This is a genomic window from Actinomycetospora aeridis, assembly GCF_037400275.1.
GTDB lineage: Bacteria > Actinomycetota > Actinomycetes > Mycobacteriales > Pseudonocardiaceae > Actinomycetospora > Actinomycetospora aeridis.
Genome location: NZ_JBBEGL010000021.1, coordinates 1 through 9,185, shown reverse-complemented (window position 1 = coordinate 9,185; position 9,185 = coordinate 1). Strand labels below are relative to the sequence as shown.

Sequence of the window (9,185 nt, the reverse complement as noted above, 5' to 3'; positions counted from 1 at the left end):
AGGGCCGTGCGCAGGACCACCTCGAGGACCTCGAAGATCACGAAGCCGGTGCCGAGGAGCACGAGCGCCACGAGGACGATCGCCGCGAGCCGGCGGGTGCCGTCCGCCCGATTGGCGGACTCGGCGAAGTCGCGGACCCCGGCCAGTTGGCCCTCCACGGTGAACGACGCCGGCCCGACGTGCTCCATCCGGTCGAGGTGCGCGGCGAAGGCGCGGGCCTCGGGATCGTCCGGATCCAGGCCGATGAGGTCGTCGGCGAAGCGTCCGGGCGGGCCGACGGACTCGTCGTCACCCGTGCCCGGTGTCCCCGGAGTGCCCCCACCTGGGCCTTTCGACGCACTCATCACCCCACGGTAACGCGCACCACTTCCCGTCGGGCCTACCCTGGTGTCATGAGCACGGACACCTCGGCGACCTCGGCGGCGCCCACGAAGCTCGACGCACAGCTGTGCTTCGCGCTCCACGACGCCTCCCGCGCGATCGCGGCGTCCTTCCGCCGCGGTCTCGCGCCCCTGGGGCTGACGTACAGCCAGTACGTCGTCCTGCTGGTGCTCTGGGAGAACGGTCCGACCACCATGGGGCGGCTCTGCCGCGAGCTCCACCTCGACAGCGGCACGCTCTCGCCGCTGCTGCAGCGCCTCGAGGAGCGGGGCCGGGTCGTCCGCCGCCGCCGCCCCGAGGACGAGCGCACCGTGGAGGTGACCTGCACCGCCGAGGGCGACGCCCTGCGCGAGCCGGTCCTCGCGATCCAGCGCCGCGTCGGGGACGAGACGGGCCTCGACACCGCGGACATCGACCGGCTGCGCACCGAGCTCCAGGCGCTGGCCGACCGGCTGCGCACGGCCGACGAGACCGGCGTCACCGGCGGGAGCTAGTAGGTTGCCGCCGTGGCGAAGTCCCCGGCGGAGGAGATCGACGTCGACGGCCTGACCGTCCGCGTCACCAACCCCGACAAGGTCTACTTCCCGGACCGCGGGATCACGAAGCGGCAGGTCGTCGAGCACTACGTGGCGGTCCGTGAGCCCCTGCTCGCGGTGCTCTACGAGCGCCCGACGCACCTCAAGCGCTTCGTCGACGGCGTGACCGGCGAGTTCTTCTACCAGAAGCGCGTCCCCAAGGGCGCTCCCGAGTGGGTCGACACCGTCGAGGTCCGCTTCCCCAGCGGCCGGCCCGCGACGGAGATCTGCCCGACCCGCACGGCCGTGCTCCCGTGGGCGGCGAACCTCGGCACCTTCGACTTCCACCCCTGGCCCGTGCGCCGCGGGCAGGTCGACCAGCCCGACGAGCTGCGGATCGACCTCGACCCCCAGCCCGGCACCGACTTCGCCGACGCGGTGCGCGTCGCGGGTGTGCTGCGCGAGGTCCTCGACGACGCCGGCCTGCACGGGCGCCCGAAGACCTCCGGCGGGCGCGGCGTCCACGTGCTCGTGCCGGTGCGCCCGGAGTGGGACTTCGTCGGCGTCCGGCGTGCGGTGATCGCCCTGGCCCGCGAGGTGTGCCGGCGCATCCCGTCGGAGGCCACCGTCGACTGGTGGAAGGAGGAGCGCGGCGAGCGCGTCTTCCTCGATTACAACCAGGCCGCCCGCGACCGCACGATCGCGTCGGCGTGGTCGGTGCGCGGCACGCCCCGGGCGACGGTGTCGATGCCGCTGCGCTGGGAGGACCTCCCCGACGTCGACCCCGACGACTTCGACGTCCTCACCGCCGCCGGCGTGCTCGCCGAGCGCGGCGACGCCCTGGCGGGTCTGCACGACCACCCCGGGAGCCTGGCCACGGTGCTGGAGTGGGTCGAGCGCGACCAGCGCGACCACGACCTCGGCGACCTGCCCTACCCGCCGGAGTACCCGAAGATGCCGGGCGAGCCGAAGCGGGTGCAGCCGAGCCGGAGCCGGGCGGACACGACGGGCAAGACGGTCACCTGACGAGCTGACCCGGTCGCCGGCGCGGGACCCACCGGCACGTCACGAGAGCCGGCGCTTGACCTCGGAAGGAAGGTCGTCGTACGGCAGAGCGAGCGTCCGGGACACCTCGAGGACCGGACCGAGGTCCTCGACGAGCGTGTCGAGGGCCGAGGCACGTCGACGGACGACCGGGTGTGAGCACGCCGGGGCCACGAGGAGGGCCTCGGAGGAGCGCAGCGGCGTCGTCGGCCAGAGCGGGGGAGGGCTCGCCGGCGACTCGCCCGCGGCCAGGGCGGCGATCGCTTCGGCGAGCTCTGCGAGCTCGGTCACCGGCTCGGGACCGACCGCGCACGAGCCGGTCGCCGTCTCCGCCAGGTCGATCAACACCGACTCGAATCGATCGACCGGAGAGCGGGGAACGTGGTGAACCCGGCACGGCCGCACCGCACCATCGAGGGTCAGCGCGACCTCGGGGCGTTCTGTGAGCACCGAGGAGAGGCCGCCCTCGATGTCGTCGGAGTTGAGGACCGCCTCGAGACCCTCCACGGCGTCGACCGGGAAAAGGCGGTCGGACTGCTGCATCCAGATACCGAAGCGTTCGGGCAGGAACCAGCGCTCGCCGTCGATGGCGATGCTGCGCACGTGCACGACCGGGACCGGCCGGACCCGTCCACCCTCGCGGATGACGAGCCAACCGTGCCGACCGTGACGGCACGTCGTGGACGCCGCACGCTCGTGCGCCTGGTGCCGCACCCGCGCGAGGAGCGCGAGGTGCTCGTCCTCCTCGTCCGACGAGGCGGACAGCTTCGCTGCGCGGACCAACGGCGTGGCAGGACTGTGAGACAGGTTGTCGATGACCTGGGCGAGCAGGGCCTCCTCGTTCACTGGCAGGGCCGGCTTCGGCTGGGAGCCGGCGAAGAGATCGAAGACGTCGTCCCACCGTCGGGGACCGGGCTCCGACCAGCGCGTCGTCTGCCAGCGCGCGGCGGCAGCGTGCAGCGCCACGGAGTCGACACCGGCCTCGCGCAGCGCCAGGGTCGCCGAAGGGTCGTAGCGGACGAGCGCAGTGAGGACGTCCTCGTTGGTGACCGGACGGCGATGACCCCACGAGTCGAACCACTGCGGAGCGAGCAACGCCAAGCTCGCCAAGGGCGTGCACGGCCTCGCCGTGCTCGTGGAACCCGCCTGTCGGTGGAGCTCGTGGACGGCTGCTCCGAGATCGACCTCGGCGTCGCCTCGGTCCACCCCACGATCGCGCGCGGTCCTCGCCGTCTCCTCGACGAGAGCCGTCAGTTCCGCGTCGTTCTCCCAGCGCTTCTGGCGACCGCCGTCGTGGATGAGCAGGCGCAACCGTGGGTGGAGTGCCACCAGCACCCGGCTGTGGCGGCGTTCGAAGTCCGACCAGCTGAACGCGACGTTCGCGCCGCGCTCGTCCTCTCCCTCGACGCCCTCGGCCTCGATGGCGAACAGGGCAGTACACGCCGACGCGGCGATCGCCTCCTGGAGCCGTCCGCGGAGCAGTCGCTGGTCGATCTTCTCGTCGCCGCGGAGTGCGAGGTCCTGCACGTCGAGCCAGCACCGCAGACCGGCCTCGCTCAGCAGCTGATGCAGCCGATGGGCTTCGTGCTCGTAGGCCCGGTGGCGATAGCTGATGAAGACATCGAACTGCGCCTCCGACCACTGCGGTCGGTACGGCTCCTCGAGGCGGACGCCGACCAGGGTCGTTCCTGCTGTCGGCTCCCCGCCGGATTCGTCGCCGGACCACACGCGTGCCGACGACCACCAGAGCTCGTGGAGAAACGTGCTGATCAGATAGAGGCGGGCGTCGACGTCAGGGAGCGTCCGACGGAGCTCCTTCATGTGCTCGGACAGCTCGAGCAGGGCCTTGTGCGGTTGGTCCCGGACCTCGATCTGACACAGCAGCACGTTGGTGGCCGACGCGGCCGGCTCGAGCGTCTCGACGACGGGAGCGACAATTGCCCAGTCGTCGGGATCCTCGTTGTACGCCAACGTCACGGACCGACCGGTGACGTCGTGGACCCAGCCCTCGACCGCCCACGCCTCGTCGGTGGTGATCCCCCGCCACACGCTGTTCGCGTCACGGGCGGCACGGAGGTGCCCGGCGCGCCGTACGTCGAGCACCATCGTCGGCATGGTCCCCCCGGTCCACGAAATGCCCCGATTCAGCCGAGAAGCTAACCGAAGGTGAGTGCAGCGCGGGTACGAGCAGCCAGAACTGCCCAATCGGCGTAACGAGATGACCCTGACAGCTATCCGACAGGTCGCAGTCCGGTGGTCGAGGACGGCGAGCGTTCGGCGAACGAGGAGCCCGCGGTGAGTGGTGTGGACGTCGTCGCGCGCCGCCTCGCGGCCCAGCACCTCGATCTCCGTCTGCCGGCCTCCTCATGGCGTCGCGCCGCGCGGTCCGGCCTGCAGGACGGTGCGCCCCGGTCGGTCGTGCTGGCCCTGCACGCCCGGGCCGAGGGCGTCACCCCGGACGCGTGGGAGGACCCGGCGTTCGCGCAGGTGTGGGGACCGCGCGGCGCGGTGTTCGTCGTCCCGGTCGAGGATGTCGCGGCGTTCACCCTCGGCCTACTGTCCCGGGACGCGAGCGTCCGCGCCTCGGCCGAGCGCGATGCTGACGCCCTCGCCGCCGCGCTCGGCGCCGACCGGGTGCGCAAGCGGGAGGCCCTCCCGGCGGTCGGTGGCCGCGTGGCGAGCCTGCTGGCGGCGTCCACCACGGGTCGCATCCGCCTCCGCTGGGACGGGCGCGACACCCTCGTGTGGGTGGTGCCCGCGCCGGACGTTGAGCCGGAGACCGCGCGCACGGAGCTGGCGCGCCGTTTCCTCGACGCCTACGGGCCGTCGACGGCGGACGGGTTCGCGAGGTGGGCAGGGCTCCCGCCGGCGGAGGTGCGGGCGACGTGGTCGCCCGGCGCGTCGTCGCCGACGACCGACACCGCGACGCCCTCCGGCGTGCGCCTGCTGCCGCCGGGCGACCCGTTCCTGCTGTCGCCGGACCGGGAACTGCTGGTGCCCGACGACGCCCGCCGCCGGGCCGTCTGGCCGCGGGGCACGCCGCAGCCGGGCGCCCTGCTCGTCGACGGGGAGTTCGCGGGGACGTGGCGGCGTCGCGGTCACCGCGTCGACGTCACGCCGTTCGGGCCCCTGACGCGGGGAACCCGGCGGTCCGCCGAGGAGGAGGCCGCCGGGTTCCCGCTCGATCTCGCGCGCGAGGTCGAGGTGCGCTGGCTCGCCGGCTAGGCGGCCTCGACCTTCGGCAGGATGTCGTTCTTGATCCGCTTGAGGTCGTCGAGCGTCTTCGACACCGGGACGTCGGTGAACGGGGGCCAGATCAGCGGCATCGTCAGGCCGGCCTCCTTGTAGGCCTTGAGCCGGTCGGTGAGCTGCTTCTCGGTGCCGACGAGCAGGTTCGACGCGACACCGCCCGCGGTGCTCTGGTCGGTCTCCTCCTCGGTGATGACCGTCCAGATCATGCTGCAGATCTCGAGGTCCTTCGACCGCTTCGGGCTGCCGATCTCCTCGAACTGCTCGTCGATCGCGGTGAGCCACTTCGCGAGGCCCTCCGGCGAGTCCTGGATGCCGATCCAGCCGTCGAGGTCGTACTTCGTGATGCGCTTGGCGGACCGCAGCGGGTCCTTGAGGCCGCTCATGAAGATCGGCGGCCGCGGCTGCTGCAGCGGCTTGGCGCCGAACCCGCAGCGGTCGAAGTCGGCGAACTCACCGTGGTACTCGAAGAGGTCGTTGCCCCACACGCCCTGGAGCACCTCGATCGTCTCCCGCACGTGCTTGTGCCGCTTCGGGAAGATGTCCGCCGCGCTCGCGGCGGCGAACTCCTCGGGCATCCAGCCGGCGCCGAGGCCGACGTTGAGGCGCCCGCCCGAGAGGTGGTCGATGGTGGCCAGCTCCGCGGCGAGGACGCCCGGCGCGCGGAAGGGGGTGTCGATGATGCTCTGGCCGATGCGGACCTTCGACGTCCTCGCCGCGAGCCACGGGAGCAGCGGATAGCCCTGGAACCACTGGCCGCGCGCCTGCACCGGCAGGGCGTGCGGCAGGTTGTCCATCATGCCGAACGTGTACTGGAGCTCCTCGCGGTCCGAGGCCTCCGGCACGACGATCCGGTCGAGCGTCCAGACCGAGTCGAAATCGAGCTCCTCGGCGAGGTCCGTGAGGTCCTCGAGCTCTTTGATCGTCACCTCGGTGCGGAAGTTCGGCAGGTAGAGAGCGAGCTTCATCGGGTTACGGCCTCCTCGCCGTGCGTGTAAGGCGGGTCACATAGCGCTGAGAGAAACGCTCCCGCACCGATCGGTGTGACGCAACTGACCAGCTGAAGAGGATCGGCCGTTCGCCGAGCGTGTCCGGACGACTACCGTCCGGCCCCGTGACCGACGGCGTGCGCGTCCACGGCGACCACGGGCCGCCCGTGCTCCTCCTCCCGGGCGGGGCCGCGCCGGCGGAGGGCTTCTTCCCCGGGATGGTCGAGGGCCTCGTCGCCGATCCCGGCTGCCGGGTGATCGTCCACGACCGGCCCGGCACCGGCTCGTCCTCCGTCCCGGGGACGCTGGCGGGCGCCGCGGACCACCTGCACGAGGTGCTCGTCGACCTCGGCGCGGGCCCCGCGGTCGTCGTCGGGCAGAGCCTCGGCGGCGCCGTGGCCGCCCTCCTGGCCGCCGCGCACCCGCAGGACGTCGCGGGCCTCGTCCTGCTCGACATGACGCCGGTGAACGACGCCGCGATCAGCGCGCAGGTCGAGCGCCGGGCCGCCACGACCGCGCGGGTGGCCGCGGTCCCGGTGCTCGGTCCCGCGCTGATGCGGGGCGCGACAGCCGTGATGGCCCGCAGCATGAAGCGGGGGCTGCGTCCGGACTGCGCGGAGGCGGTCGACCGCACGCTGGAGCTCGACACCGACCAACTCGCGCGGTCCGTCGAGGGGCTCACCGACCTGGCCCGGGGGTGGCGCGACGACGCTCTCCCGCGGGTGCCCGCCGCCGTCGTCACCGCCGACCGCAAGCCCGACGCCCCGGTGCGGCGCGCCCACGAGCGTCTCGCGGCCGTCCTGGACGCCCCCGTGCTGACGTGGCCGGGAGCCACCCACAGCGTGCACCTCGACCACCCCGACGAGGTGCTCGCCACCGTCCGCGACGTGGTCGGGCGCTCGGCGGCCCGCTAGTCGAGCGCGCCCGGCGAGCCGTCGTCGCGCACGATCCCGCCGCCGTCCTCGGCCCACGCCCGCAGGCCGCCGTCCAGGGCGACGGCGTCGACGCCGGCGTCGGCGAGCGCCTCGGCGGCCCGCGTGCCCCTGCCGCCGCCGCGACAGGTCGTGATCACCGCCCGGCCCGCGAACTCGGCGGGGTCGAGGTCGCCCAGGGGCCGGTGGACGGCCTCCGGGGCGTGGCCGGCGGCCCACTCGTCGGTCTCGCGGACGTCGACGAGGACGGCCTCGCCGGCCCGGAGGCGGCGGCGAGCCTCGGTGGGGTCGATCGCGGACATGGGCGTCAGGGTCCCGCTCCTGCCTGGACACTCCTCGATCGGATCAGCATGATGAGACGCCGATCACATCAGGAGGGGGCAGCGATGGCGGAGTCGGACGAGGGCGGGTCACCCGTCTTCCGGTTGATCTACCAGAGCCACAGCCGCATCCCGAAGACCGACCGACCGACCGTCCTCGCCGAGATCTTCAGCCAGGCGCGGTCGCGCAACAAGGGCGCCGAGATCACCGGCGCCCTGCTGATCACCGATCACTACTTCGCCCAGGTCCTCGAGGGCCCGCAGGGGAACGTGGAGGAGCTCTACGGGCGGATCAGCGCCGACCCCCGCCACGAGCGGCTCGCGGTGCTGGACTCCGGGACGGTCGACCACCGCGCGTTCGGGCGTTGGTCCATGGCGCAGGTGTCGTCGGCGGGCCACGCCGACATCCCGCTGCACACCAGCAACGGGTCGATCCACCCCGCGGCACCGAAGGACCTCACTCCCGAGCAGAGCAAGGTCTTCACGACCATGCGCAACGCGATCGGCGCAGACACCGTCTGAGCTCGCCCGGTGCTGGGGTTGCCGCGGAGGTTGTGAGCGAAGGGCACTTTCGTTCGGATAGACCGGCGAGGGGCGCCTTTCGCCGGAATCGGTGCGCCCGCTCAGGGAGGCGAGGGGTGGACCCCCGGGCTCCGTGGTTGTGATCGAAGGGCACCTTCGCTCGGAGAGGTGGGCGAGGGGCGCCTTTGGACGGAATCGTTGCGCCGGCGCGGCGGGGCGAGCGGCACGTTCGGCATGATCAACGGCCCTCAAGGGATGTGGTTCGTGCCGGTCGCGGAATTCGCGGAAAGAATCTTGGGACAGTTGTGCGGAAGGGGCCCGGGACTGTCGGGGGTCGGGGCTAGATTCGAACACATGAGCGAACAGGTGGGTGGTGTCGAGCGGGAGGTCCTGGACCGCGCTGACGCTGCCGTGCGCGCTCACCGCCGCGGGTACTACCAGCGCCTCGAAGCCGTCGCCGAGCTCGACGAGTCGGGTGTGGCCGGCCGGGCCGGGTACCGCACGACCTACGGGTTGCTCGCGGATCGGGACCACCTCGGCCAGACGGAGGCGAAGCGGCTGGTCGCCGAGGCCCAGGATGTGTGTCCACGCCGGAGCATGGCGGGCGAACCGCTGCCGGCGCGGTTGCCGGCCACTGGCGACGCGCTGCAGGCGGGGTTGATCGACCCGGGACATGTGAAGATCATCCGGGAGACGATGCGGAAGCTGGCGGGGCTGTCGGGGCGGTCGGGGGTGGCGGCGCCGTCGTTGCCGGATCTGGTGGTGATCGAGGCGTCGTTGGCCCAAGCCGCGCGGGCGATGGCGCCGCACATGCTGGACAAGCTGGCCAAGCAGATCATCGACCGCTGCGACCCCGACGGCGCCGCCCCACCCGAGGGTGGGGCCTCTCGTGACGAGTTGCTGGTGGTGCGCCGCCGGGACGGGTCGCTGGCGTTGAAGGGTGCGATGCACGATCCGATGGACGCCGAGGCGTTCATCAACGTCATCGCCGTGCTCTCCGCCCCGGCCGGTGCGGAGGATCAGCGTCCGCTGGGGCGGCGGCAGATGGAGGCGTTGCACGAGCTGGTCCGCGACGCCCGCCGCCCCCACGGCCTGGCCACCGAGACCGAACACGGGCAGGCCGACACCACCGCCGACACCGACACCACCGACAGCACCGCCGACGCCGCCGAGGACAGGGAGCCCGCCGCGGCCGACGACTCGGGCGAGAGCAACACGAGCGACTCGGGCGAC

General features: G+C 72.6%; 10 protein-coding genes. 6 read left to right on the top strand and 4 right to left on the bottom strand.

Features of this window, described 5'->3' with window-relative positions; all coding sequences use genetic code 11:
• Positions 1-344 (bottom strand): hypothetical protein (locus WCD41_RS30935; protein ID WP_337719110.1); only part of this gene is annotated, 344 nt, incomplete at its 3' end.
• A 48-nt stretch (positions 345-392) separates the two neighbouring features.
• Here WCD41_RS30935 and WCD41_RS30930 point away from each other — a divergent pair.
• Positions 393-875, top strand: coding sequence for a MarR family winged helix-turn-helix transcriptional regulator (locus tag WCD41_RS30930; RefSeq protein ID WP_337719109.1), 483 nt, complete (start codon positions 393-395; stop codon positions 873-875).
• A gap of 12 nt (positions 876-887) precedes the next feature.
• Entirely contained in the window at positions 888-1,922 is a 1,035-nt protein-coding gene (gene ligD, locus WCD41_RS30925) for a non-homologous end-joining DNA ligase (protein ID WP_337719108.1), read from the top strand.
• 39 nt (positions 1,923-1,961) lie between these two features.
• Here the strand turns inward: ligD and WCD41_RS30920 are convergent, their stop codons facing one another.
• A complete protein-coding gene (locus WCD41_RS30920) occupies positions 1,962-4,046 on the bottom strand; it encodes a toll/interleukin-1 receptor domain-containing protein (protein WP_337719107.1) in 2,085 nt (694 codons plus the stop codon).
• Positions 4,047-4,235: 189 nt separating this feature from the next.
• On the opposite strand from WCD41_RS30920, the gene WCD41_RS30915 reads away from it, so the two are divergent.
• Positions 4,236-5,165 carry a DNA glycosylase AlkZ-like family protein gene (locus WCD41_RS30915; protein WP_337719106.1) on the top strand — a complete coding sequence of 310 codons (930 nt, stop codon included), beginning with the start codon at positions 4,236-4,238 and terminating at the stop codon, positions 5,163-5,165.
• On the opposite strand, the gene WCD41_RS30910 is transcribed toward WCD41_RS30915, so the two are convergent.
• On the bottom strand, positions 5,162-6,157 hold the full coding sequence (locus WCD41_RS30910) for an LLM class flavin-dependent oxidoreductase (protein ID WP_337719105.1): 996 nt from the start codon (positions 6,155-6,157) through the stop codon (positions 5,162-5,164). The two genes, WCD41_RS30915 and WCD41_RS30910, sit on opposite strands and share 4 nt — an antisense overlap.
• Before the next feature lie 146 nt (positions 6,158-6,303).
• Between WCD41_RS30910 and WCD41_RS30905 the strand changes: the two genes are divergently transcribed.
• The gene (locus tag WCD41_RS30905) at positions 6,304-7,092 is read left to right on the top strand and encodes an alpha/beta fold hydrolase (RefSeq protein ID WP_337719104.1); all 789 of its coding nucleotides are present in this window, start codon (positions 6,304-6,306) and stop codon (positions 7,090-7,092) included.
• Here the strand turns inward: WCD41_RS30905 and WCD41_RS30900 are convergent.
• A complete protein-coding gene (locus tag WCD41_RS30900) occupies positions 7,089-7,412 on the bottom strand; it encodes a rhodanese-like domain-containing protein (RefSeq protein ID WP_337719103.1) in 324 nt (107 codons plus the stop codon). The two genes, WCD41_RS30905 and WCD41_RS30900, sit on opposite strands and share 4 nt — an antisense overlap.
• Before the next feature lie 84 nt (positions 7,413-7,496).
• On the opposite strand from WCD41_RS30900, the gene WCD41_RS30895 reads away from it, so the two are divergent.
• Both WCD41_RS30895 and WCD41_RS30890 read left to right on the top strand, forming a co-directional pair.
• Positions 7,497-7,952 carry a BLUF domain-containing protein gene (locus WCD41_RS30895; RefSeq protein WP_337719102.1) on the top strand — a complete coding sequence of 152 codons (456 nt, stop codon included), beginning with the start codon at positions 7,497-7,499 and terminating at the stop codon, positions 7,950-7,952.
• A 354-nt stretch (positions 7,953-8,306) separates the two neighbouring features.
• The coding region (locus WCD41_RS30890; RefSeq protein ID WP_337719101.1) for a DUF222 domain-containing protein at positions 8,307-9,185 on the top strand (879 nt) is incomplete at its 3' end.

Coding starts and splice junctions, on each gene's coding strand:
- WCD41_RS30930 (WP_337719109.1), top strand. CDS start 393: ATGAGCACGGACACCTCGGCGACCTCGGCGGCGCCCACGAAGCTCGAC.
- WCD41_RS30920 (WP_337719107.1), bottom strand. CDS start 4,046: ATGGTGCTCGACGTACGGCGCGCCGGGCACCTCCGTGCCGCCCGTGAC.
- WCD41_RS30910 (WP_337719105.1), bottom strand. CDS start 6,157: ATGAAGCTCGCTCTCTACCTGCCGAACTTCCGCACCGAGGTGACGATC.
- WCD41_RS30900 (WP_337719103.1), bottom strand. CDS start 7,412: ATGTCCGCGATCGACCCCACCGAGGCTCGCCGCCGCCTCCGGGCCGGC.
- WCD41_RS30895 (WP_337719102.1), top strand. CDS start 7,497: ATGGCGGAGTCGGACGAGGGCGGGTCACCCGTCTTCCGGTTGATCTAC.